Annotated in this window: 22 protein-coding genes; 7 read left to right on the forward strand and 15 right to left on the reverse strand. The window is 65.0% G+C overall.

The window, feature by feature from the left end; all coding sequences use genetic code 11:
• Positions 1-72: 72 nt before the first annotated feature.
• The 3 genes from creC to rloA2 are packed head-to-tail and all read right to left on the reverse strand — an operon-like array spanning position 73 to position 2731.
• Positions 73-1491, reverse strand: a complete 1419-nt coding sequence (creC, locus tag AC1RL5_RS10430) for a two-component system sensor histidine kinase CreC (RefSeq protein WP_072451764.1) — start codon at positions 1489-1491, stop codon at positions 73-75.
• Complete coding sequence (gene creB, locus AC1RL5_RS10435) at positions 1491-2171, reverse strand: two-component system response regulator CreB (protein ID WP_011063888.1); 681 nt, start codon at positions 2169-2171, stop codon at positions 1491-1493. The genes creC and creB overlap by 1 nt, the downstream gene beginning before the upstream one ends.
• A 59-nt stretch (positions 2172-2230) precedes the next feature.
• On the reverse strand, positions 2231-2731 hold the full coding sequence (gene rloA2 / locus AC1RL5_RS10440; protein ID WP_011063889.1) for a retropepsin-like aspartic peptidase RloA2: 501 nt from the start codon (positions 2729-2731) through the stop codon (positions 2231-2233).
• Positions 2732-2968: 237 nt separating this feature from the next.
• On the opposite strand from rloA2, the gene yihG reads away from it, so the two are divergent.
• Positions 2969-3856: a 1-acylglycerol-3-phosphate O-acyltransferase, YihG family gene (gene yihG, locus AC1RL5_RS10445; RefSeq protein WP_011063890.1), complete on the forward strand. Its 888-nt coding sequence runs from the start codon at positions 2969-2971 to the stop codon at positions 3854-3856.
• On the opposite strand, the gene AC1RL5_RS10450 is transcribed toward yihG, so the two are convergent.
• The 4 genes from AC1RL5_RS10450 to AC1RL5_RS10465 all read right to left on the reverse strand — a co-directional run bounded on the left by AC1RL5_RS10450 (position 3857) and on the right by AC1RL5_RS10465 (position 6862).
• A complete protein-coding gene (locus AC1RL5_RS10450; RefSeq protein ID WP_072451765.1) occupies positions 3857-5014 on the reverse strand; it encodes a glutathionylspermidine synthase family protein in 1158 nt (385 codons plus the stop codon).
• The gene (locus AC1RL5_RS10455) at positions 5011-5718 is read right to left on the reverse strand and encodes a DUF1190 domain-containing protein (protein WP_492589368.1); all 708 of its coding nucleotides are present in this window, start codon (positions 5716-5718) and stop codon (positions 5011-5013) included. Before AC1RL5_RS10455 ends, AC1RL5_RS10450 begins: the two co-directional genes overlap by 4 nt.
• A 10-nt stretch (positions 5719-5728) precedes the next feature.
• On the reverse strand, positions 5729-6157 hold the full coding sequence (locus AC1RL5_RS10460) for a DUF350 domain-containing protein (protein WP_011063893.1): 429 nt from the start codon (positions 6155-6157) through the stop codon (positions 5729-5731).
• A 138-nt stretch (positions 6158-6295) separates the two neighbouring features.
• Complete coding sequence (locus tag AC1RL5_RS10465) at positions 6296-6862, reverse strand: DUF2780 domain-containing protein (protein WP_011063894.1); 567 nt, start codon at positions 6860-6862, stop codon at positions 6296-6298.
• 223 nt (positions 6863-7085) lie between these two features.
• Between AC1RL5_RS10465 and AC1RL5_RS10470 the strand changes: the two genes are divergently transcribed.
• From AC1RL5_RS10470 to AC1RL5_RS10480, 3 genes are all read left to right on the forward strand, one after another.
• Positions 7086-7730: a sigma-70 family RNA polymerase sigma factor gene (locus AC1RL5_RS10470; protein WP_015637290.1), complete on the forward strand. Its 645-nt coding sequence runs from the start codon at positions 7086-7088 to the stop codon at positions 7728-7730.
• Entirely contained in the window at positions 7727-8401 is a 675-nt protein-coding gene (locus AC1RL5_RS10475) for an anti-sigma factor (RefSeq protein WP_492589366.1), read from the forward strand. The genes AC1RL5_RS10470 and AC1RL5_RS10475 overlap by 4 nt, the downstream gene beginning before the upstream one ends.
• Positions 8402-8558: 157 nt before the next feature.
• Positions 8559-9143 carry a hypothetical protein gene (locus AC1RL5_RS10480; protein ID WP_019094048.1) on the forward strand — a complete coding sequence of 195 codons (585 nt, stop codon included), beginning with the start codon at positions 8559-8561 and terminating at the stop codon, positions 9141-9143.
• A gap of 197 nt (positions 9144-9340) precedes the next feature.
• On the opposite strand, the gene fdhA is transcribed toward AC1RL5_RS10480, so the two are convergent.
• From fdhA to AC1RL5_RS10520, 8 genes are all read right to left on the reverse strand, one after another.
• On the reverse strand, positions 9341-10540 hold the full coding sequence (gene fdhA / locus AC1RL5_RS10485) for a formaldehyde dehydrogenase, glutathione-independent (protein WP_011063898.1): 1200 nt from the start codon (positions 10538-10540) through the stop codon (positions 9341-9343).
• Positions 10541-10710: 170 nt separating this feature from the next.
• Complete coding sequence (gene purU, locus AC1RL5_RS10490; RefSeq protein WP_093405213.1) at positions 10711-11568, reverse strand: formyltetrahydrofolate deformylase; 858 nt, start codon at positions 11566-11568, stop codon at positions 10711-10713.
• 156 nt (positions 11569-11724) lie between these two features.
• Entirely contained in the window at positions 11725-12357 is a 633-nt protein-coding gene (locus AC1RL5_RS10495; RefSeq protein ID WP_011063900.1) for a sarcosine oxidase subunit gamma, read from the reverse strand.
• 53 nt (positions 12358-12410) lie between these two features.
• Entirely contained in the window at positions 12411-15428 is a 3018-nt protein-coding gene (locus AC1RL5_RS10500) for a sarcosine oxidase subunit alpha (protein ID WP_015637299.1), read from the reverse strand.
• Positions 15425-15727, reverse strand: a complete 303-nt coding sequence (locus AC1RL5_RS10505) for a sarcosine oxidase subunit delta (RefSeq protein ID WP_011063902.1) — start codon at positions 15725-15727, stop codon at positions 15425-15427. The genes AC1RL5_RS10500 and AC1RL5_RS10505 overlap by 4 nt, the downstream gene beginning before the upstream one ends.
• Positions 15728-15741: 14 nt before the next feature.
• Positions 15742-16992: a sarcosine oxidase subunit beta family protein gene (locus tag AC1RL5_RS10510; RefSeq protein WP_011063903.1), complete on the reverse strand. Its 1251-nt coding sequence runs from the start codon at positions 16990-16992 to the stop codon at positions 15742-15744.
• A gap of 23 nt (positions 16993-17015) precedes the next feature.
• On the reverse strand, positions 17016-18269 hold the full coding sequence (locus tag AC1RL5_RS10515) for a serine hydroxymethyltransferase (RefSeq protein ID WP_011063904.1): 1254 nt from the start codon (positions 18267-18269) through the stop codon (positions 17016-17018).
• 311 nt (positions 18270-18580) lie between these two features.
• Positions 18581-19321: a TraX family protein gene (locus AC1RL5_RS10520; RefSeq protein ID WP_053160268.1), complete on the reverse strand. Its 741-nt coding sequence runs from the start codon at positions 19319-19321 to the stop codon at positions 18581-18583.
• Between the two features lie 100 nt (positions 19322-19421).
• Here AC1RL5_RS10520 and AC1RL5_RS10525 point away from each other — a divergent pair, with 100 nt between their 5' ends.
• The 3 genes from AC1RL5_RS10525 (at position 19422) to AC1RL5_RS10535 (ending at position 23007) form a co-directional block, all read left to right on the forward strand.
• Positions 19422-20462, forward strand: coding sequence for a threonine aldolase family protein (locus tag AC1RL5_RS10525; protein WP_011063906.1), 1041 nt, complete (start codon positions 19422-19424; stop codon positions 20460-20462).
• 275 nt (positions 20463-20737) lie between these two features.
• A complete protein-coding gene (locus AC1RL5_RS10530) occupies positions 20738-22183 on the forward strand; it encodes a purine-cytosine permease family protein (RefSeq protein WP_492589364.1) in 1446 nt (481 codons plus the stop codon).
• Positions 22180-23007 (forward strand): nitrilase-related carbon-nitrogen hydrolase, encoded by an 828-nt coding sequence (locus tag AC1RL5_RS10535; protein ID WP_065365112.1) that lies wholly within the window; start codon positions 22180-22182, stop codon positions 23005-23007. Before AC1RL5_RS10530 ends, AC1RL5_RS10535 begins: the two co-directional genes overlap by 4 nt.
• Positions 23008-23073 lie beyond the last annotated feature (66 nt).

The following is a 23073-nucleotide window of genomic DNA, read 5'->3' on the forward strand; positions in this document are numbered from 1 at the left end:
TGGGAGAGAGTCTGGAACGCGGCTATGGGGGTTTTATGGAAGCAATGTGGAGAGTCTGTGGAGAATCCCCGCTCAGGGCAGGCGCAAGGTCACCTGCACCCCGCCCGGAACGTTGTCGATACGCATCTGGCCGCCATGCAACTGCACCACTTCCTCGACGAAGTTCAGCCCCAGGCCGGTGCTCTTGCGTCCGCTGTCCGGGCGCGGCAGGGAATAGAACCGCTCGCACAGGCGTGGCAGGGCATAGTCCGGAATCGGCTCGCCCTGGTTGAACAGCACCAGCTCCACGCCCTCCTCCACAGGTTGCGCGCTGCAACGCAACAGGCCGCCCACGGGGCTGAAGTCCAGGGCATTGGTCAGCAGGTTGCCCAGGGCCTGGCGCAGCAGGAACGGCTCGCCGGACCAGGCCAGGTCCGCCGACACCCGAAGTTCCACCTGCAGTTGCTTGCCTTCGATACGCCCGTGCTGGCTGTTCAGCAGCTCCTTGCACAACGGCGCCAGGGGCACATTCACCCGCTCTTCCAGGCCCTGGCGCTGCTCCACCTGCGCCAGGTTCAGCAGGCGCTCGATCAACTGCTGCATGCGCGCGCTTTCGCTGTCGATATTGCCGACGAAACGCTGGCGCTGTTCCAGGGGCATTTCGCCCTGCAGCAGCTCCGCCGCCCCGCGAATCGCCGCCAGGGGGCTTTTCAGTTCGTGGGTCAGGGTATGCACGTAGCGCTCGACGTAGGCCTTGCCTTCGAGCTGGGTGCGCATGTGTTCCACCGCCGTGGCCAACTGTTCCATTTCACCGCCGCGATAGTGCGGCAACTCGGCCCGGCGCCCTTCGCTGACCGCCAGGGCATAGGCGGTCATGCGCCGCAGCGCGGCGCTCAGCCACCAGGACAGCAAGGCACCGAACAGCAGGCCCATGGCGATCAGCCCGGCGCCGTACCACAGCAGGCGCCGCTCGGTGCGGTCGACATAGGGCTGCAGGGAACTGTTGGGCTTGGCCACGGTGACCACGCCGATGATCTGGCCGTTGTCGCGGATCGGCGCACCCACGTGCATCACCGAGGAATTGGGATCGTCGGCCAGCGAGCGCGACGAGCGCGCGCCGTACTGGCCGCGCAGGGTCAGGTACACGTCGTTCCAGCGCGAATAGTCCTGGCCCACCGCCAGGCCGCTGGAATCCAGGACCACGATGCCCTTGGCGTCGGTCACGTAGATGCGGTGGTTGACCTGATTCTTCGGCAGGCCCCAGATGGTCGCCGCCGGTTGCCGCTCGCCATAGGCACGCAACAGCTGCGGCCAGCGGTTCTCGCTGAGGGTGCCGGCCTTGAAGTCATCCCGCAGGATCTCCGCCAGCAGGTTGGCGGTGTCCACCAGGGTTTCCTCGGTGGACTGGCGGACCCCGGGACGAATCTCCTTCATCACCGTGCTCAGCACGAAATAGCCGGTCAGGCTGATGAACAGCAAATAGACCAGGAAGATCCGCAGCCCCAAGGTCATCAGGCGTGGCTCGGGCTGTAGCTGTAGCCCAGGCCGCGATGGGTCTGGATCGGTTCGGCCTGGGCCGCCACCAGGCGCAGCTTGGCCCGCAGGCTCTTGATATGGCTGTCGATGTTGCGCTCATAGCCCACATCCGCCATTACCCCCAGGGCGTCCAGCAACTGCTCGCGGCTGAACACCCGCTCGGGCTGTTCCAGCAGGCATTGCAGCAGGCGGAACTCATGCCGGGTCAGGCTCAGGGGCTGGCCACGGTAACTGATCTGCACCCGCTCAGGGTCAATCACGAACAACGCCGCGACCGCCTCGGGAGCCACCCGCGGGACCATGCGCTTGAGGATCGCCTTGACCCGCGCCGCCACTTCCCGCGGGCTGAAGGGCTTGACCACATAATCGTCGGCACCGATTTCCAGGCCCACCACCCGGTCGATCTCGCCGTCCCGGGCACTGAGGAACATCACCGGCACCTCGCTGAAGCGCCGCAGTTGCTTGCAGGTTTCGAAGCCGCTGATATCCGGCAGGCCGATGTCGAGGATGATCAGGTCCGCCGGGCTCGCCTGTTGATGCTCCAGGGCCGCACGGCCCAGGCTCAGCCAGGTGGTAGTGAAGCCTTCGCCTTGCAGGGCAAAGATCAGGGTGTCGGCAATCGCCGCTTCGTCTTCGACAATCAGGATATGGGGCATGGCATCCAAGCACGCAAATTCAGTGGGCGAACGGTGCCGGATGCCTGGTAAGTCGTCAATCAGCAGTCGGGTTTATCGGCGGTATAACGCCGCGCCGGGTTCACCGCCGCACCGAATTCGCGCAGGGCCTTGGCGCCAATCAGCAGCGGGTAGTTGAAGCTGCTGCGGTCGGTGAGGTTGACCTCCACCGTGCGCTTGACGTTGCCCAGGCACATTTCCAGTTCCACCACCGGGCGCTTGGCCGCCTGCGGCTCTTCCCGGTCATCGTCCTCGTCGGAACGGCTCTTGATCTTGCTGATGCGCGCCACCTTGTGTTCGTAGACCTTGCTGCCAGCGTCCTTGGTGGCCAGGCGGAAGCGCACCCAGTCCTCGCCATCGCGGGTGAAGGTCTGGATATCCTTGGCCGACAGCGAAGCGGTCAGGGCCCCGGTGTCCATCTTGGCTTGCAGGGTTTCGCCGATTTCCGGCAGGCGGATGTATTCGTAACGGCCATACAGGGTCGGCTCGGCAGCCATCACCGGCAGCGCCAACAGAGACACAAGAGCAAGGACAGATTTCACGACGGTGGATTCCTTGAAGAAAGGGGGCAGCGGGATTTTAGACCGCAGCCAACGAATTGGTTCTACCCGAGCCCCGTAGGAGTCGGCTTGCCGGCGAAAGGGCCCCGATAGACACTCCAGCCAATTGCCACCCACCCTACCCGCCCCCAGGTGAAACATTCGTCAGCACACTAGAATTTGGCCTGCCCGCCGAAGCTGCTTATCATGGCGCGCCCAAAAGATTGCAAAGAGTGCCTTATGCGCCGCCTGCTCACCGGCTGTTTCGTCACCCTGCTCCTGCTGCTCAACACCCTGGTGCTGTTCGGCCCGTTGATGGTGTTCGCCCTGCTCAAGCTGGTCCTGCCCGGGCGCCTGCGCGACTACGCCTCGGCCGCGGTGATGTGGATCGCCGAGACCTGGGCCGAGATCGACAAGCTGATCTTCGCCCTGTGCATCCCCACCCGCTGGGACATACGCGGCGGCGAGGGCCTGCGGGTCGACACCTCCTACCTGGTGGTGAGCAACCACCAATCCTGGGTCGACATCCCGGCCCTGATCCAGACCCTCAACCGGCGCACGCCGTTCTTCAAGTTCTTCCTCAAGAAGGAACTGATCTGGGTGCCGTTCCTGGGGCTGGCCTGGTGGGCCCTGGACTACCCCTTCATGAAGCGCTACAGCAAGGCCTTCCTGGCCAAGCACCCGGAACTGCAAGGCAAGGACCTGGAAATCACCAAGGCTGCCTGCGAGCTGTTCAAGCGCCAGCCGGTGACCGTGGTCAACTACCTGGAGGGCACCCGCTTCACCCCGGCCAAGCGCCAGCAGCAGGGCTCGCCCTTCCAGCACCTGCTCAAGCCCAAGGCTGGCGGCGTGGCCTTTGTCCTCGCGGCCATGGGCGAACAGCTGGACGCCATGCTGGATGTCACCGTGGTCTATCCCCAGGAACGCATTCCCGGTTTCTGGGACCTGATCTGCGGCAGCGTGCCCAAGGTGATCATCGACATCCGCACCCGCGAACTGGACCCCGCGCTGTGGCAGGGCGATTACGAAAACGACCCGGCGTTCCGCCAGCAGGTGCAGGACTGGGTCAACCGGCTGTGGACCGACAAGGACCAGCGCATCAGCGAGTTGCTGGGCGAAAGCCGCTGATCAATCGCTGATCACGTGGGGCAGGAAGCGGCTGCTGTCCTTGGTGATCGGCGAGTTGTCCTCACGAATGCCGATACCCGCCGGCTGGTCCCCGATCACCCAACTGCCGATCACCGTGTGGTTGCCGGCAAACACCGGCAAGGGGTGGAACTGCTGGCGGATGCAGGGCCCGCCGCCGTAGGGCCCGGCCTCGATCAAATGCTCGCCGCCTTCGGTGCAGATTTCCACATTGGCGCCCTCTCGGGAAAAGAACGGCTTGCGCACCCACCCCGGGCCCAGGCTGGCGGCGGGGTCGTCGTCGATAAACGCCGGCAGCAGGTTCGGGTGCCCCGCATGCCGTTCCCAGAGCAGGGCCAGCGCGCCCTTGTTGGAGAGAATGGCTTTCCACGGCGGCTCGACAAACTGCGTGCGGCTGCCGGCAATGGCCGGGCCAAAGGCTTCGTTGAACAGGTGCTCCCAGGGGTAGAGCTTGAACAGGCTGTCGATGGGGGTGCCCAGCAGGTCGACGAAACGCCCGCCGGCATTCAGACCGATGTCCTCGATGTCGAGCAACCGCGTCCCCAGGCCGGCCTGACGGGCAATGTCGCGCAGGTATTCGACCGTGCCGCGGTCTTCGAGCGAATCCCTGACCGAGGCAAAGTGCATCGGCGACTTGAAGCCGCCCTGGACGAAGGCCTGGAGCAGCTTGTCCTCGATGCTGTTGAACTGGTCGCAGCCGGCCGGCAATTGCCCGCGCTGCATCTGCTGTTCGAGCCAGACGTACTGGAAGAAGCTCGCCTCGTACAGCGAGGTCGGCGTGTCGTAGTTGGTTTCCAGGAGCTTGGCCGGGCCGGTGCCGTCGTAGCACAGGTCCATGCGCCCATAGAGGTGGGGGTCGCCCTGCTTCCATGACTGGCGGATCATCTCATGAAAGGCCGCAGGGATAGCCAGGCGCTCCAGCAGTTCCTCGCTGTCCACCACCTCGGCCACCAGGGCCATGCACAGCTCGTGCAGTTCCTGGGTCGGGTCTTCCAGGTCGTCCTCGATCTGCCGCAGGCTGAAGCGGTAGTAGGCCGACTCGTCCCAGTAAGGCTCACCGTCGAAGGTGTGGAAGGCAAAGCCCAGTTGCTCCGCCGTGGCTTGCCAGTCCGCACGCGGGGTGCTGGGGATGCGCTTCAAGAACCGAAGCTCCAACTGCTGCGGCTGGAGGAGCCGAAGCCGCTGCGGCTGACCACTTCATGGGCGCCGGCCAGCGGGTTGCCGGCGCTGGTGAAGTGTTCCGGGCTGGATATCCCGAAGCGCCCGCCACTGGCGCCGGAGAAGGTCTTGCCGGCCTCCACCTGCTGGCTGAGGGTGCTCAGTTGGGTACCGCCACGACCATCGCGCTGCTTGTACAGAGCCTCGCTGAAATAGCGCGGTTCAGGGGTCGAATCCAGGCCGATCCAGCGCCAGAAGCGCGAGCCCGAGCTGGAGCCACCACCACCACCACCACCACCACCACCACCACCACCACTGGAGCTGGTCTGTTGTTCTTCTTCGGGCTTGTCCGGCAGCGTGCGCTGGGAGGTCAGGGCAAAACCGCTGGAAATCGGTACATAGGCTCGGTTATCGCGCGAGACCATGCAGTTGGCGGTGACGAAATCCTCCTCGCAACGTTGCAGGTCCAGGTAACGCGGGGCCACACGCTCCCCACGCTCGCGGGCGTCATCGCGGGCGGCCTGGCAAATGGCGGACGGAATCTGTGCCCGTTCGCATTCGCTGACGCTGCTGAAATTCTGGGTCTGGCGAACTTCCCGGGTCGCCTGGGGCTGGCCGTCACAGGCGGCCAGGGCAAACGGCACGCTGCCCAGCAGCACCAGGCGCACGCTCTTGCTGCGTTTCATGGCCGCGCCCTCAGACCGAAGGAGTCATGCAGGCCGCGTTCAGCAGGCCGACACCGACAGAAACCGATGCCACCAGGATCGCCGCCGCGTACTCCTGGCTGGCAATGCGCTGGGACAGGCCCTTGAGGATCAGGCTGACCACAAAGAACGCCAGCAGCTGCACCACCGCGGCGATGCCGGCCCAGAGCAGGAAGTCGATGATCGAGATTGAATGGGAAATAGCGCTGGCCACCGGAATGGCAAAACCCAGCAAAGCACCGGACAGGGCGATGGAAGCCGCGCTGTTGCCCTCGCGGATCAGGGCGAATTCGTTATAGGGGGTCAGGCGCGTATAGATGAACGCATAGAGGGCAAAGACCAGGGCCGCGCCCAGCATGTAGAGCATGAAACCGAGCACCGCATCGGCGGGCAGAGACATCTTCAGTGCATCCATGAACATCGCGTTCAAGCTTCCTTGGAAAACGGGGCGCGAGATATAGCACAGGCCCGATTCGGCGAAAACTCCGGGAAAGGTAAAGACCAGGATTGCAGGAAACTGGGAGGGCCCCGGCGCGCCAGGCGCCGGGGCCGGAGCGCGCTACTTGGCCACGCCCCAGATGCCGCTCAGGCTTTGCAGCAGGGAGCCGCCAACGCCCTGCTGGCCCAGGTACTGCAGGATCACCGGCGCAAACTGGCCGATCATGCCGCTGTCCATGCCCAGGGCGCCGAAGGCGTTGTTCAGGTCATTGGTGTCCTTGACGTCGCCCAGGGCGCTGTCCAGGCCCTTGGTCTGCCCGGACGACTGGCCCAGCAGGCCGCTCAGGGCACCCAGGCTGCCCAGGGCGTTGCTGCCCGAGAGCTTGTCCAGGCCCGGGACACTTTTGCTCAACTGGGAATAGTCGGTGCTGCTCAACTGGTTCTTCGCCAGGCCAAGCATGGCGCCCGTACCGCCGATGGCTTGCTGGGGAGTGACATTCAGTTGCGAACCCAGGGCTCCGAGCAGGCCGGCGGTCTGGGAAGTGGGGGCCGCGGCGGCAGCCTTGTCGCCGCCCTGCATGCCGGAAATGGCATTGGCCGCGTCGTTCAGGCTGAAACCGCCGGCCAGGGCCGAACCGGCTGCCAGGGTCATCAGGGTAGCCAAGGCGAAACCGCGTGGAATATTCATCGAAACAACCTCATGGGGCAGGAAACCACCCGTGTTCGGATGGCTGGAAAACAGCCTTTTGACTGAAGCATCGGGCGAATGTTCCGAAAGTGGCGCAGCGGCGCCCGCACCCTGTGGATTTTAGTCGAGAATCACGCATCCACGGCTCGCCGCTCTGCGTATATGCAGCAACGACGACCGGCGCAGGAACATCGGCACCGGCCGTAGCAGGAGGTCGCAACCCGTGAATGGAACAACCGCCCACCCTGGACTACCCTCTGGCTGGATCGACCGTTGCCAGCCGTGGTCCATTCATTTGCCACCTGCCTGGAGAACCGCCATTTCCGCTCTCGACCCCGATCAACTGCGGCACTTGCTGGCCCAGTGCTCACTGGGCGATCGCCGCGCCTTCGAAACCCTGTACCGCAGCGTTGCCCCGTGCCTGAATGGGGTGGCCCTGCGCTTCATGGGCCGCCGCGACCTGGCCGAGGAGGTGCTGCAGGAAAGCTTCGTGCGCATCTGGAACAACGCCGTGCGCTACCAGCCGCACCTGTCCGCCCCCCTGACCTGGATGATCAACATCACCCGCAACCAGGCCATCGACCAACTGCGCAAGCACCGCGAGCGGCCCCTGGGCGAGGGGGAGCAACAGCAATTGATGGACGACGCCCCCTCGGCCCACGAACAACTGGACAGCGCCCGCCAGGCCCGGGCCCTGAACCGCTGCCTGGAAAGCCTGGAGGGCATGCAACGCCAATCCATCACCGTGGCCTACTTCCAGGGCCTGTCCTGCTCGGAACTGGCCGAGCAACTGGCCGCGCCCCTGGGCTCGGTCAAGTCCTGGATCCGCCGCGGCATGGAACGCCTGCGCAGGTGCCTTGAATCATGAATTATCGAACCCCCGAACGGCGCCGCGCCCTCGCCGCCGACTACGCCATCGGCCTGATGCAGGGCGCCGCGCGCCGGCGCTTCGACATGCTCCTGCTGGACGACCCGGCCCTGCGCGAGGAACTGGCGCAGTGGCAGGAGAGCCTCGCCAGCCTGACCGTAGGCCTGCCCGAGCAGGAAGTGCCGGAGCATGTGTGGCAAGGCATCCAGGCGCGTATCCAGCCCCAGGTCCTGCACATGCCGCAGAAAAACCCGCTGTGGATGCGCCTGCGCCTGGCGATCGCCGCCTGCGCCGTGCTGGCCACCCTGTACATCGGCTTTATCCGGCAGGACGACCAGGTACGCTACAGCGCCACCCTGCTCAGCGCCGACCAGCAACCGGCCTTGCAGATCAAGGCCCACGCCCAGTACCTGCAAGTGGAACCCCTGGCCCTGGCTGCCATAGGCCTGGACCGCAGCCTGGAACTCTGGGCGATTCCTGCCGATGGCAAACCGATTTCCCTCGGCGTGGTGCCGGTAGGCGGCCAAGGCAAGATCAACCTGAGCCCGGCCCAACGCGAACTGCTGGGCACCCCGATCGCCCTGGCGGTGAGCCTGGAACCCCACGGCGGCTCGCCTACCGGGCAACCCACCGGGCCGGTGCTGTACCAGGGGCAATTGGCGGCGCTCTGACGGCAATCTTCGCCGGCAAGCCGGCTCCTGCAAGGCTTGTGTAGGAGCTGGCTTGCCAGCGAAGCCGCCAACGCTAAACTGCCCTGCCCACTCACCAACAGGGTCTGCGCCAGCCCCGGGTTGCCGCGCAAGCCCCCCGCACCTTTCGGCACTTGCAGTGAAACGATCTCCAATCAGAACGGCCCTCTACAGCTGCATCGCCCTGGCCCTGGCCATCCCCCTCGTCATCTGGATCATCGGCCGCCCCATCGACGGCAACCGTTGCTCGGACGCAGCCCATGCCACCGGCCCCCTGACCGAGGTCATCAGCCAGTACTTCCAGGAGACCCACGGCGCCGACTGGCAAGAGGAGATCCACTCACTGATCATTCTCGAAGTCCCGGCGGCCCAGACCCTGGCTCGCCAGCCCCAGGCCCATTACTGCGAAGCCCTGGGCCTGCTGGAAAACCCGCAACGAGCGCCCACGGAAAAATTCCATACCGCCGTGCTGATGCTCTCGCTGCCCATCGGCTACTACCTGGATTTCATGGACCGCATTCACCAGTTGTATCAGCGCGGGCTCATCGACCAATCCGTCCTGAGCATGGTGCTTTTCCCAAGAGGCACGGCGCTCAACTACTGGTGGCTGCCTCAGTGGCGATCGCGTTTCCAGCGGGATGCGCCCGGTGTGTTTAGCGAGGCCGCCGCGCAGTACATCCTCAGTGGAGAACACTGGGTCGACTACCCGGGCAAGGGTTTCTGACTCGGTATCGGCAGTGCCCGACGCAGGATCGCCAAGCAAGGTCCTGCGGACCTTTGCGCAGCCTCGCAAGCTCGACAGCGGCTACTGGGGGGTGTTTTTAGCCACGGGGTACGAAGTGCTCGCGGCGGTCTCGGGCTTACGCCACAACGCAAAAGGGCGACCCGTGGGTCGCCCTTTTTCTTCTATCGCCTCAAGTCTCAGGCAGCACTGAACAGCTTGTGCGGGTCGATGACGAATTTCTTCGGCACGCCGGCATCGAACTCGCCATAGCCGCGGGGGGCGTCGTCGAGGCTGATGACTTCAACCCCTACCACGTCGGCAATGTTGATGCGGTCCCACATGATGGCCTGCATCAGTTGGCGGTTGTACTTCATCACCGGGGTCTGGCCGGTGTGGAAGCTATGGGACTTGGCCCAGCCCAGGCCGAAGCGGATGCTCAGGCTGCCCATCTTCGCCGCGGCGTCCACGGCGCCCGGGTCTTCGGTGACGTACAGGCCAGGGATACCGATCTTGCCCGCCACCCGCACCACGCCCATCAGGGAGTTGAGCACGGTGGCCGGTGCTTCGTGCTGGGCACCGGCATGGCCGTGGCCACGGGCTTCAAAGCCCACGGCGTCCACGGCGCAATCCACTTCCGGCTCGCCGAGCAAATCGGCGATCTGCTCGTGCAGCGGGGTGTCCTTGGACAGGTCGGCAATTTCAAAACCCTGGGCCTTGGCGTGGGCCAGGCGTACCGGGTTGACGTCACCGACGATCACCACCGCGGCCCCCAGCAAGCGCGCCGAAGCAGCGGCCGCCAGGCCCACCGGACCGGCACCGGCCACGTAGACGGTGCTGCCAGGGCCGACACCGGCGGTGACGGCGCCGTGATAACCGGTGGGCAGGATGTCGGAGAGGCAGGTCAGGTCGCGGATCTTCTCCATGGCCTTGTCGCGGTTCGGCAGTTTCAGCAGGTTGAAGTCGGCGTAAGGCACCAGCACGTATTCGGCCTGGCCGCCGGTCCAGTCGCCCATGTCGACGTAGCCATAGGCACCGCCGGCGCGAGCCGGGTTGACGGTCAGGCAGACTCCGGTGTGCTGTTCCTTGCAGGAGCGACAGCGCCCGCACGCCACGTTGAAGGGCACCGAGACCAGGTCGCCGATCTTCAGGTTCTCGACGTCGCTGCCCTTCTCGATCACCTCGCCGGTGATTTCATGGCCCAGCACCAGGCCGACCTGGGCGGTGGTACGACCACGGACCATGTGCTGGTCCGAACCGCAGATGTTGGTGGAGACCACGCGCAGGATGACGCCATGCTCAATCTTCCTGCCGCGCGGGTCCTGCATTTTTGGATAGTCGATTTTCTGTACCTCGACCTTGCCGCTGCCCAGATACACGACACCACGATTACCAGACATGCTTTCACCTCGCTGTTGTTGTTATGGAACCGCGTAACCCAAAGGGGAAACACGTGGATTGCTCGGGTACAGATGCTGTTTCGTTTTCAAAATCGCTTTCGCGCGAACAGGCGCAACGCCTGTAGGAGCGAGCTTGCTCGCGAAGGGCTGCGCAGCAGCCCTGGGAATCATCAGAGCACCACCGTCCGGTTGCCGTTCAGGAACACCCGCCGCTCGATGTGATAACCCACCGCCCGGGCCAGGGTCAGGCCCTCGATATCCCGGCCCTTGGCGATCAGGTCCTCGGGGTAATAGCTGTGGTCCACCACCTCCACGCCCTGGGCGATGATCGGACCTTCGTCCAGGTCGTTGTTGATGTAGTGCGCCGTGGCTCCCACCAGTTTCACCCCCTTGTTGTAGGCCTGGTGATAAGGCTTGGCGCCCTTGAAGCCCGGCAGCAGCGAGTGGTGGATGTTGATGGCCTTGCCATCGAGCTTGCGGCACAGCTCCGGCGACAGCACCTGCATGTAGCGGGCAAGGATCACCAGTTCGGCGCCGGACTCCTCGATCACCTGCCACACCTGGCGCTCCTGGGACGGCTTGTCGTTGGGGTCGAGGGGGAAGTGGTGGTAGGGAATCTGGTGCCAGTCGGCCAGGGGCTTGAGGTCCGGGTGGTTGGACACCACCGCCACCACGTCCATGGGCAACTGGCCGATGCGCTGGCGGTAGAGCAGGTCGTTGAGGCAGTGGTCAGCCTTGGAGACCATGATCACCACCTTCGGCCGGTAGTGCGGCGCGGTCAGTTCGAAGTTCATCTCGAAGGCCTTGGCCCGCTGTGCCAGGCCCTCGCGAAAACCCTGCTCGTTCAGGCCATCGGGCTGGCGGAACTCCACGCGAATGAAGAAACGGCCCGAGAGCCGGTCATCGAAGGAATGGTGCTCGGTGACGTAGCAGCCCTGCTCGAACAGAAAGCGGGTCACCGCGTCCACCGTGCCGAGCACGCTGGGGCAGTCGGCGGTGAGAATCCATGTGTCGGGGGCGCGGCTCATGCGGGATAACTCCTGTTCGTTGGGGCAACCGCAGCGCGGTCGGTTCTCTGTAGGAGCGAGCTTGCTCGCGAAAAATCCAAGGGCGCTGTGGTCTTCCGGAAAATCCATCCTTCGCGAGTTCGCGAGCCAGCTCGCTCCTACCAGGCCAAGCTGGGCTCAGGCCTGGACGCTCAGGCCATATTCGGCCGCGGCATCCTGCAGCCACATCCACCAGTAATCGGAAAAGCTGCGGCGCACCAGCAGCTCCCAGGTGTCTTCGCCGGTACGGCGGATCACCAGTTGCGACTTGGCGAACACCGTGCCCACGGCCTTGCCCACCGGGAAGTTGTTGGGGTGCACGTCGTAGCTGGTGGACTTCATCAGCACCTGGCGCACGTTGGGCCCGGACAATTCGAGAATCTGCTGGCCGCCGCTGACGTTGACGATCTGGATATGCAGGTCGCCCAGGGCGGCCCGCAGGTTCTGCTCGGCGGCGAACTCTTCGCCGCTGGGCACGATCAGCAGCCACTCATCCGGGCCCAGCCATTGCAGGCTGGTCTCGCCCTTGACCACTACGCTCAGGGCGCCCGGCAGTTCGATGCCCAGGGCCTTGTGCACGCCGGCGGCGAAGGCCGGATCGTGGCCGTCGCCACGGATCGTCAGGTGGCCGAGGAGTTTTTTCTCGCGCAGGGTCACCCCGGCGTTCTTGCGGCCCTTGCCCACCAGGCTCGGCAGGTCGGCGTGGTGCAACGACGACTCGGCCTTGGCCCCGGTGGTGGGGCGCTGTTGGTAAACGTTGACTGCGGTCATAGAGCACCTGTCCTGAATTCTGTTGATAACACCCTGTAGGAGCGTGTTGTGCCTTAGATGTTCTGGCGGTCGCCTTTGGGGTCGAAGAACACCGAGGAAACGATTTCCGCCTCGATCACCCGGCCATCGGCCAGCGGCGCGAAGACCCGCTCGCCCAGGCGCTTGAGCCCCCCCTTGACCACGCCCAGGGCAAAGGAATAACCCAGGGAGTTGTGGGCATAGCTGGAGGTCACGTGGCCCACCATGCTCATCGGGATTGCCTGCTTGGGGTTGAACACCAGTTGCGCACCTTCCGGCAGCCACTGGGTCGGGTCGATCGGCTTGAGGCCCACCAGTTGCTTGCGCTGCTCGCGCACGCAGTCTTCACGGTTCATGCCGCGCCAGCCGATCCACGAGAACGGCTTGGTCCGGCCCACGCACCAGCCCATGTTCAGGTCGTCCGGGGTCATGGAACCGTCGGTGTCCTGGCCGACGATGATGAAGCCCTTCTCGGCCCGCAGCACGTGCATGGTCTCGGTGCCATAGGGGGTCAGGTTGTACTTCTTGCCGGCCTCGACGATCTGCTCCAGCACGCCCATGGCGTAGTCGGCCTGGACGTTGACCTCGTAGGACAGCTCGCCGGTGAACGAGATACGGAACACCCGCGCCGGTACGCCACCCACCAGGCCTTCCTTCCAGGTCATGAACGGGAAGCCGTCCTTGTCCAGGTCGATGTCGGTGACTTCGCTCAGCAGCTTGCGGCTGTTGGGCCCGGACAGGGTCATGGTGGCCCAGTGGTCGGTGACCGAGGTGAAGTACACCTTGAGGTCCGGCCATTCGGTCTGCTGGTAGATCTCCAGCCACTGCAGCACGCGGGCCGCGCCGCCGGTGGTGGTGGTCATCAGGAAGTGGTTGTCGGCCAGACAGGCAGTGACGCCGTCGTCGAAGACCATGCCGTCTTCCTTGCACATCAGGCCGTAGCGGGCCTTGCCCACGTCGAGCTTGGTCCAGGCATTGGTGTAGATGCGGTTGAGGAACTCCCGGGCATCGGGGCCCTGGATGTCGATCTTGCCCAGGGTCGAGGCGTCCAGCAGGCCGACACTGTCGCGCACGGCCTGGCATTCACGCTTGACCGCGGCATGCAGGTCTTCGCCGTTTTTCGGGAAATACCAGGGGCGTTTCCACTGGCCGACGTCTTCGAACTCGGCGCCATTCTTCACATGCCAGGCATGCAGCGCGGTGAAGCGCACCGGCTCGAAGATGTGTCCGCAGTGCCGGCCGGCCACGGCGCCGAAGGTGATCGGCGTGTAGTTCGGACGGAACATGGTGGTGCCCATCTGCGGGATGCTGACGTTCAGCGAACGGGCGGCGATGGCCAGGCCGTTGACGTTGCCCAGCTTGCCCTGGTCGGTGCCGAAGCCCAGGGCGGTGTAGCGCTTGACGTGCTCCACCGACTCGAAGCCCTCGCGGGTCGCCAGTTCGATGGCGGCCGCAGTGACGTCGTTCTGCAGGTCGACGAATTGCTTCGGCGCACGCGCCGTGCCTTTTTCGTGGGGCACCTGGAACAGCGCCAGGGTCGGTTCTTCAAGACGGGCCAGGGCCTTGGGCAGAACGCCCTCAACGGCCTGGAAACCGGCTTCGCTGGCGGCGCGCACACCGCCTTCGAAACCGTCGGCCAGGGTATCGCCGAGGCTGTAGACGCCGTTGATGCCACCGACGCACACACGTTTCTGCGGCGCTTCACCGGGCACGAAACCGAGGATGTCTTCGCGCCACACCGGCTTGCCGCCCAAGTGCGAGGCCAGGTGCACCACCGGGCTGTAGCCGCCGGAGCTGGCGATCAGGTCGCAGTCGAGCCATTCGCCGGGGCTGGTGACCTTGTGTGCCTTGACGTCGATGGCCGCTACACGCGCGCCGGTCACGTGCTTGCTGCCACGGGCCTCGATCACCGCGCTGGAGGTGAGGATGCGAATACCCTTGGCCCGGGCTTCTTCCACCAGGGCGCCGCGCGGGTTGTGCCGCGCATCGGCGATGGCCACCACTTGCAGGCTGGCGTCGAGCCAGTCCAGGGCCACACGGTAGGCGTGGTCGTTATTGGTGGACAGCACCAGTTTCTTGCCCGGGGCCACGCCGTAGCGCCGCACATAGGTGGAGACCGCGCCAGCCAGCATGTTGCCCGGCACGTCGTTGTTGCCGTAGACCAGCGGCCGCTCGTGGGCGCCGGTGGCCAGCACCACGCGCTTGGCGCGTACCCGGTGGATGCGCTGGCGTACCTGGCCGATGGGCGCGCGGTCGCCGAGGTGATCGGTGAGACGCTCGTGAATGGTCAGGAAGTTGTGGTCGTGGTAGCCGTTGACCGTGGCCCGCGGCAGCAGCAACACATCCGGCAGCGACTGGAGTTCGGCAACCACACTGGCCACCCACTCCGCCGCCGGCTTGCCGTCCAGGCTCTCGCGGCTGTCCAGCAGGGTACCGCCGAACTCTTCCTGCTCGTCGGCGAGGATCACCCGGGCGCCACTGCGGGCCGCTGCCAGGGCGGCGGCAAGGCCCGCGGGGCCGGCGCCGACGATCAGCACGTCGCAGTGCTGGTTCATGTTGTCGTAGGTGTCCGGATCGTTCTCGGTGGGCGAGCGACCGAGGCCCGCCGCCTTGCGGATGTACTTCTCGTAGGTCATCCAGAACGATTGCGGGTACATGAAGGTCTTGTAGTAGAAGCCCGGCGGCATCAGCTTGCCGCCGACCTTGCCGAGAATCCCCATCATGTCGTTGTTGACGCTGGGCCAGCCGTTGGTGCTGGTGGCCACCAGGCCCTGGTACAGCGCCTGCTGGGTGGCGCGCACGTTGGGGATCTGGGTGGCTTCGGTGGCACCGATCTGCAGCACCGCGTTGGGCTCCTCGCAGCCTGCGGCGAAGATGCCCCGGGGCCGGGAGTACTTGAAGCTGCGGCCGATGATGTCCACGCCGTTGGCCAGCAGCGCCGAGGCCAGGGTGTCGCCCTCAAAACCCTTGTAGCTCTGGCCGTTGAAGGTAAAGGTCAGGACCTTGTTGCGGTCGATGCGTCCGCCGTTGGACAGGCGATTGGTCTGGCTCATACCTTCTCTCCAGCAGCCTTGGCGGTGAATTGCGGCTTGGTGCCGATCTTGTAGGTCTCAAGAATTTCGTAGGTGACGGTGTCGCGGGTAGCGTTGAAGTACTGGCGGCAACCGGCGGCGTGGATCCACAACTCGTGGTGCAGGCCGCGAGGGTTGTCGCGGAAGAACATGTAGTCGCCCCACTCCTCGTCGGTGCAGGCGTTGGGGTCCAGGGGCCGTGGAATATGCGCCTGGCCGGACGAATGGAATTCCTCTTCGGAGCGCAGCTCGCCGCAGTGAGGACAGAAGATATGCAACATAGGTAGTTGTCCTTTTAGTGGGCGACCGCAGCAGCGCCGTGTTCGTCGATCAGCGCGCCGTTGTGGAAACGGTCGATGGAGAAAGGGGCGGCCAATGGATGCATCTCGCCCTTGGCGAGGCTCGCGGCAAACACGTTGCCCGAGCCCGGGGTGGCCTTGAAGCCGCCGGTGCCCCAACCGCAGTTGAAGAACATGTTCGGCACCGGAGTCTTGGAAATGATCGGGCAGGCGTCCGGGCTGGTGTCGACGATGCCGCCCCACTGGCGGTTCATGCGCACACGGGAGAGGACCGGGAACATCTCGACGATGGCCTGGATGGTGTGCTCGATCACCGGGTAGGAACCGCGCTGGCCGTAGCCGACCCAGCCGTCGATACCGGCGCCGATCACCAGGTCGCCCTTGTCCGACTGGCTGATGTAGCCGTGCACCGCGTTGGACATGATCACGCTGTCGATGATCGGTTTGATCGGCTCCGACACCAGCGCCTGCAGCGGGTGGGATTCGATCGGCAGGCGAAAACCCGCGAGCTTGGCCATGTGCCCGGAGTTGCCGGCGGTGACCACCCCGACGCGCTTGGCGCCGATAAAGCCCTTGTTGGTCTCGACGCCGATGCACACGCCGTTTTCCTTGCGAAAACCGATGACTTCGGTCTGCTGGATCAGGTCCACGCCCAGGGCGTCGGCGGCGCGGGCAAAGCCCCAGGCCACGGCGTCGTGACGGGCCACGCCGCCGCGGCGCTGGACCGTGGCGCCGAGCACCGGGTAGCGAGTGTTCTTCGAGCAGTCCAGGTAGGGGATCTCGTCCGCCACCTGCTGGGTGTTGAGCAGTTCGCCGTCGATGCCGTTGAGCCGGTTGGCGCTGACCCGGCGCTCGGAATCACGGATGTCCTGCAGGGTATGGCACAGGTTGTAGACCCCGCGCTGGGAGAACATCACGTTGTAGTTGAGGTCCTGGGACAGGCCTTCCCACAACTTCATCGCATGCTCGTAGAGCTGCGCCGACTCGTCCCACAGGTAGTTGGAACGCACGATGGTGGTGTTGCGCGCGGTGTTGCCGCCGCCCAGCCAGCCCTTCTCCACCACCGCAACATTGGTGATGCCGTGTTCCTTGGCCAGGTAGTAGGCAGTGGCCAGGCCATGCCCGCCACCGCCGACTATGACCACGTCATAGACTTTCTTCGGGGTCGGGGTGCGCCACATGCGCTGCCAGTTTTCATGGTGGCTGAGAGAGTGCTTGAAGAGGCCGAAGCCCGAATAGCGTTGCATAGTCATTGCTCCAGTTGCGGCTCTCAGCGGTAAACCGGGAAATCAGCACACAGGGCCGCCACCTGACGGGCGACATTGGCCTCGACGTCGGCATCGCCGAGGTGGTCGAGAATGTCGCAGATCCAGCCCGCCAGTTCGGTGCACTGGGTGACCTTGAAACCGCGGGTGGTGACCGCCGGGGTGCCGATGCGCAGGCCGGACGTGACAAACGGCGACTGCGGGTCGTTGGGCACGGCGTTCTTGTTCACGGTGATGTGGGCGCGGCCCAGGGCGGCATCGGCATCCTTGCCGGTCAGGCCCTGGCGAATCAGGCTGACCAGGAACAGGTGGTTGTCGGTGCCGCCGGACACTACATCGTAGCCACGTTTGATAAATACGCCGGCCATGGCCTGGGCGTTGTCGATCACTTGCTGCTGATAAGCCTTGAAGCCAGGTTCCAGCGCTTCCTTGAAGCACACCGCCTTGGCCGCGATCACATGCATCAGCGGACCGCCCTGGGCGCCGGGGAATACCGCGGCGTTGAGTTTCTTCTCGATCTCTTCATTGGCCTTGGCCAGGATCAGCCCGCCACGGGGACCGCGCAGGGTCTTGTGGGTGGTGGTGGTGACCACGTCGGCATAGGGCAGCGGGTTGGGATACAGCCCGGCAGCCACCAGCCCGGCGACGTGGGCCATGTCGACGAACAGCAGCGCCCCGACCTTGTCGGCGATCTGCCGGAAGCGCGGGAAGTCCAGGGTCTTGGAGTAGGCCGAGAAGCCGGCGACGATCATCTTCGGCTTGTGTTCCACGGCCAGGCGCTCGACTTCGTCGTAGTCGATCAACCCGGTGCGGGTGTCGATGCCGTACTGCACCGCGTTGTACAGCTTGCCCGAGGACGACACCTTGGCCCCGTGGGTCAGGTGGCCGCCATGGGCCAGGCTCATGCCGAGGATGGTATCGCCGGCCTGCAGCAGGGCCAGGTACACCTCGCTGTTGGCCGAAGAACCGGAGTGCGGCTGGACGTTGGCGTAGTCGGCACCGAACAGTTGCTTGGCGCGCTCGATGGCCAGGGCCTCGACCTTGTCCACGTGCTCGCAGCCACCGTAGTAGCGCTTGCCCGGATAGCCTTCGGCGTACTTGTTGGTCAGCCCGCTGCCTTGCGCCTGCATCACCCGCTTGCTGGTGTAGTTTTCCGACGCGATCAGCTCGATGTGATCTTCCTGGCGTTGTTCCTCGGCATTGATGGCCGCCAGCAGTGCATCGTCGTAACCCTGGATCTGGTCTTGCTTGCTGAACATCACGTCTCTCCCAGCGGCGGCGGTGCGCCTTTCGTCTCGGTGAGGCGAGCCTTACAGCTACGCCCTTTGGATGCGATGGTATGACCGGGAAGGGGAACTCAAATGCCTATGGACGCCACGCAAAGGTGCGTTTACGACATGCCCTGGCGTGCGGAGATAAATGCCTGCCCGCACCACCCGCCAACGGCTCTGGATCGGGCCTGTCCTCCACCGCAGCGCAACGCCCTCTGCCGTAGGAGCTGGCTTGCCAGCGAAGAGGCCCGCAAGCCGGGCGCAAATCCTCACGGGCGCCTTCGCCGGCAAGCCGGCTCCTACAGGGCTGCGCGCAGGGCCAGCAGCAGGAGAAAGTGCGCCGGGTACAGCAGGTAGGCCCAGCGGCGCATGGCCGGCACCGACCTGCCACGCAGCCCCCGCAGCAGCATCAGCCCCAGCCACGGCGCCAGCAGACAAGCGGCAATACCGCAGGTCGCCACCTGATTGCCCAGGCGCGCCGCCGGGAACAAGGTTTCCCATTGATTGGCCGCCAGGCACAGCGCCCCAGGCAGCAGGCTGAAATACCAGGGCCGGCGCAACACCAGTACCAGGGCCAGCGGCAGCAACACCCCGAAGGCGCCGAACATCAGCCGCTCGCTGAAAACCACCGCCAGCAGCAAGGCCAGCAGGCCAAGCCCCAGGTCCAGGCCTCTGCGCCGCTGCCAGCCGCGAGCCACCAGCAGGCCCAGGGCCAGGGTGGGCAACACATTCAAGGTATCGGGGTCGGGAATGAACAGGCGATAGGGAATCTCGCTCAGCAGGCTGAACAGCAGCAACCAGCCCAGGTAGCGCCATGGGCCGGGCCGGCGGTCGATTTCATCCCTGGCCCGGGTCAGGTTCACCGCCATGGCCAGGCAGAACCAGGGAAACGCCAGGCGCCCGGGTACGTAAAGCCAGTCCAGGCTCAGGCCCACATAACGCAGGTGATCGAGGACCATGCTCAGCAGCGCCAGCCATTTCAGCGCATCCAGCGCCCCGTCGCGCCGGGCAGTGTCGGGTTTCAGCATCGCGTCACGCATAAATCCTTATGGGCCATGCATTATTCCGGCATAAACAGAGCGTGTGCTGGGCCATTATTCTTGGTTAAAGTGCGCACCATCATCGACCACGGAGCCGGCCATGACCGACAAGAGCCAACAATTCGCCAGCGACAACTACTCCGGCATCTGCCCCGAAGCCTGGGCCGCCATGGAGCAGGCCAACCACGGCCACGAGCGCGCTTACGGCGACGACCAGTGGACCGCTCGCGCCTCGGATCATTTCCGCAAACTGTTCGAAACCGACTGCGAAGTGTTCTTCGCCTTCAACGGCACCGCCGCCAACTCCCTGGCCCTATCGTCGCTGTGCCAGAGTTACCACAGCGTGATCTGCTCGGAAACCGCCCACGTCGAAACCGACGAGTGCGGCGCCCCGGAGTTCTTCTCCAACGGCTCCAAGCTGCTGATCGCCGGCACCCAGAACGGCAAGCTGACCCCGGAATCGATCCGCGAGATCGCCCTCAAGCGCCAGGACATCCACTATCCCAAGCCGCGGGTGGTAACCCTGACCCAGGCCACCGAGGTGGGCAGTGTCTACACCCCGGAAGAAGTTCGCGCCATCAGTGCCACCTGCAAGGAACTGGGGCTGAACCTGCACATGGACGGCGCGCGCTTCTCCAACGCCTGCGCCTTCCTCGGCTGTACCCCGGCGGAGCTGACCTGGAAGGCCGGCGTGGACGTGCTGTGCTTTGGCGGCACGAAAAACGGCATGGCGGTGGGTGAAGCGATCCTGTTCTTCAACCACAAGCTGGCGGAAGACTTCGACTACCGCTGCAAGCAGGCTGGCCAGCTGGCCTCGAAAATGCGCTTTCTCTCCGCGCCCTGGGTCGGCCTCCTGGAAAACGACGCCTGGCTCAAGCACGCCCGCCACGCCAACCACTGCGCGCAGCTGCTGGCCCAACTGGTGGCCGACATCCCTGGCGTGGAACTGATGTTCCCGGTGCAGGCCAACGGCGTGTTCCTGCAACTCTCGGAACCGGCCATTGCCGCACTGACGGCCAAGGGCTGGCGCTTCTACACCTTCATCGGCAAGGGCGGCGCGCGCTTCATGTGCTCCTGGGACACCGAGGAAGACCGCGTGCGCGAACTGGCAGCCGACATCCGCACCGTCATGAGCGCCTGACCCACCACCCCCGCCTGTAGGAGCTGGCTTGCCAGCGAAGAGGCCCGCAACCCGGGCGTCGCGCTCACCGACGCCTTCGCCGGCAAGCCGGCTCCTGCAATGGCCAGCGCACCTCCCACCCCGTAGGAGCTGGCTTGCCAGCGAAGAGGCCCGTCAAGCACGCCCCCTTCATCAGTTCACAAATTCCTGAACTGATTATTTGCCCCCACTGATTCAACAACCGCAGCGTTTGTCCGAGACTCCGGGGTCGACCTATAAAAATAAGGCTGTACCCCATGACGACTTCTTCTTGCGTCACCGAGAAAGCCCAGCCTCCCGGCCTGAAGATCGAAACCCGCTCCATCGACTACGTGCCCCGCGATGAACGCCACGGCAAGGTCTGGCACCAGGGCCCCTTCTGGTTCACCGGCAACTTCGTGCTCACCACCATGGTCACCGGTTTCACCGGCGCAGCCCTGGGCCTCGCCCTGCAATACGCCATCCTGGCGATCGTCATCGGCGTCTGCCTGGGCACCTTCTGCATGGCCTTCCACGCCAACCAGGGCCCGCGCATGGGGCTGCCGCAGATGATCCAGTCCCGCGCCCAGTTCGGTCTGCGCGGCGCCATCGTGCCGTTCACCGCCGTGGTGTTCGTCTACATCGGCTTCAACGTGTTCAACGTGATTCTCGCCACCGATGCCATCAACACCGTGATTCCCGGGCCCCGGGCGCCCTGGTACACCCTGATGATCGCCGTGGCGGTGCTGATCGCGGTGATCGGCCATGACCTGCTGCACACCGTGCAGCGCTGGCTGACCTACGTGATGATCAGCGTGTTCGCGGTGCTCACCGTCAGTGCCCTGCTGACCCTGCAGGCCGACTCGGCCCTGGCCGACCCGCAGTTCTCCTGGTCGGCGTTCCTGATCCAGCTGTCGGCCGCCGCCGGCTACCAGATCAGCTATTCGGTGTACGTCTCCGACTACTCACGCTACCTGCCGCACAAGACGCCGTCGCGCCAGGTGATCTTCTGGACCTACCTGGGCGCTGCCGGTTCGGCCCTGTGGCTGATGTCCCTGGGGGCGTTCCTGGCCTCGGCCCTGCCCTCTCCCGATGCCATCGCCAGCGTGCGCGAAGTGGGCAACCGGGTGATCCCCGGCTTCGGCACCTTCACCGTGCTGATCGCAGTGCCGGCGCTGGTGGGCATCATGGCGGTCAACTGCTACGGCGCCATGCTCACCGGCATCAGCGCCATCGACGGCTTCAAGTCGATCAAGCCCAACCTCAAGAGCCGGGTCTGCGGAATCGTGCTGGTGGCGGTGGTGATCTTTCTCATCGCCATGAACATTCCCGAGAGCTACCTGGGCAGCTTCAACACTTTCGTGCTGCTGATGCTGTATTTCCTGGTGCCCTGGACCGCAGTCAACCTGGCGGACTTCTACCTGGTGCGCAAAGGTCGCTACGCCATCAGCGACATCTTCAATCACGCCGGGATCTATGGCCGCTGGTCCAGCGCCGGGCTGCTGGCGTATTTCCTCGGCCTGCTGGCGATGGTGCCGTTCATGTCCCTGAGCTTCTTCCAGGGCCCGCTGTCCCAGGCCCTGGGCGGCGCCGACATTGCCTTCGTGGTTGGCCTTGCCGTGGCCGCGCTGGTCTACTGGGCGCTGACCCGCAACCTGGACCTGGACGCGGAGCGCCTGGCCATCCAGGCCAGCGAGCAGCAACTGGAAGGAGGCGCGCAATGATTCCTCAGGCATCCCTCAAGGTGGCCTGCCAGCAAGTGGCCCCGCGCATCGGCGACCTTAAGTACAACCGCGCCCTGGGCGCCGAGGCGATACGCCAGGCCGCCGCCCGCGGCGCCCAGGTGGTGGTGCTGCCGGAACTGGTGCAGAGCGGCTATGTGTTCAGCGACCGCAATGAAGCCCTGGCACTCTCGGAAAGCCTCGACGGGCCGACCCTGAGCCTGTGGAAAACCCTGGCCGAAGAGCTGCAGGTGGTGATCGTCGGCGGCTTCTGCGAGCGCCTGGACCAGGAGCGCGTGGCCAACAGCGCGGCGCTGGTCGAACCCGAAGGCAGGCTGACGCTGTACCGCAAGGCCCACCTGTGGGATCGGGAAAACCTGATCTTCACCCCAGGCGACGAACCGCCGCCGGTGGTGGCGACCCGCTTCGGGCCGATCGCCATGATGATCTGCTACGACCTGGAGTTTCCCGAGTGGGTGCGCCTGCCAGCCCTGGCCGGTGCGGCCCTGCTGTGCGCCCCGGTGAACTGGCCGGATGGCCCGCGCCCGCTCGGCGAGCGGCCGGCGGAGATGGTCCGGGTGCAGGCCAATGCGGCGGTCAACCGGATGTTCATCGCCGCCTGCGACCGTTGCGGCGAGGAACGTGGAGTGAACTGGGTGGGCGGCTCGACCATTGTCGATGCCGACGGTTATCCACTGGCGGGCAGGGATAGGGAAAGCGCCGAGCAGTTGCTGCTGGCGGAGCTGGACCTGACCCAGGCCTGGCACAAGTCCATCAGTGAACATAACCATGTGCACCTGGATCGGCGCCCGGCGTTGTATCAGTAACCGAAGGATCAGGTTGCACCTGTTCGCTGGCAAGCCGGCTCCTGCAGCAAACGGATGCAGGGGCCG

This window comes from Pseudomonas sp. GW822-FHT06D10 (genome assembly GCF_058799535.1).

What these genes read in the sequence shown, in the direction of transcription:
- creC (WP_072451764.1), bottom strand. Translation starts at nt 1,491, where the DNA reads ATGACCTTGGGGCTGCGGATCTTCCTGGTCTATTTGCTGTTCATCAGC.
- creB (WP_011063888.1), bottom strand. Translation starts at nt 2,171, where the DNA reads ATGCCCCATATCCTGATTGTCGAAGACGAAGCGGCGATTGCCGACACC.
- yihG (WP_011063890.1), top strand. Translation starts at nt 2,969, where the DNA reads ATGCGCCGCCTGCTCACCGGCTGTTTCGTCACCCTGCTCCTGCTGCTC.
- AC1RL5_RS10455 (WP_492589368.1), bottom strand. Translation starts at nt 5,718, where the DNA reads ATGAAACGCAGCAAGAGCGTGCGCCTGGTGCTGCTGGGCAGCGTGCCG.
- AC1RL5_RS10460 (WP_011063893.1), bottom strand. Translation starts at nt 6,157, where the DNA reads ATGTTCATGGATGCACTGAAGATGTCTCTGCCCGCCGATGCGGTGCTC.
- AC1RL5_RS10465 (WP_011063894.1), bottom strand. Translation starts at nt 6,862, where the DNA reads ATGAATATTCCACGCGGTTTCGCCTTGGCTACCCTGATGACCCTGGCA.
- AC1RL5_RS10475 (WP_492589366.1), top strand. Translation starts at nt 7,727, where the DNA reads ATGAATTATCGAACCCCCGAACGGCGCCGCGCCCTCGCCGCCGACTAC.
- fdhA (WP_011063898.1), bottom strand. Translation starts at nt 10,540, where the DNA reads ATGTCTGGTAATCGTGGTGTCGTGTATCTGGGCAGCGGCAAGGTCGAG.
- purU (WP_093405213.1), bottom strand. Translation starts at nt 11,568, where the DNA reads ATGAGCCGCGCCCCCGACACATGGATTCTCACCGCCGACTGCCCCAGC.
- AC1RL5_RS10495 (WP_011063900.1), bottom strand. Translation starts at nt 12,357, where the DNA reads ATGACCGCAGTCAACGTTTACCAACAGCGCCCCACCACCGGGGCCAAG.
- AC1RL5_RS10500 (WP_015637299.1), bottom strand. Translation starts at nt 15,428, where the DNA reads ATGAGCCAGACCAATCGCCTGTCCAACGGCGGACGCATCGACCGCAAC.
- AC1RL5_RS10505 (WP_011063902.1), bottom strand. Translation starts at nt 15,727, where the DNA reads ATGTTGCATATCTTCTGTCCTCACTGCGGCGAGCTGCGCTCCGAAGAG.
- AC1RL5_RS10510 (WP_011063903.1), bottom strand. Translation starts at nt 16,992, where the DNA reads ATGCAACGCTATTCGGGCTTCGGCCTCTTCAAGCACTCTCTCAGCCAC.
- AC1RL5_RS10515 (WP_011063904.1), bottom strand. Translation starts at nt 18,269, where the DNA reads ATGTTCAGCAAGCAAGACCAGATCCAGGGTTACGACGATGCACTGCTG.
- AC1RL5_RS10520 (WP_053160268.1), bottom strand. Translation starts at nt 19,321, where the DNA reads ATGCGTGACGCGATGCTGAAACCCGACACTGCCCGGCGCGACGGGGCG.
- AC1RL5_RS10525 (WP_011063906.1), top strand. Translation starts at nt 19,422, where the DNA reads ATGACCGACAAGAGCCAACAATTCGCCAGCGACAACTACTCCGGCATC.
- AC1RL5_RS10530 (WP_492589364.1), top strand. Translation starts at nt 20,738, where the DNA reads ATGACGACTTCTTCTTGCGTCACCGAGAAAGCCCAGCCTCCCGGCCTG.
- AC1RL5_RS10535 (WP_065365112.1), top strand. Translation starts at nt 22,180, where the DNA reads ATGATTCCTCAGGCATCCCTCAAGGTGGCCTGCCAGCAAGTGGCCCCG.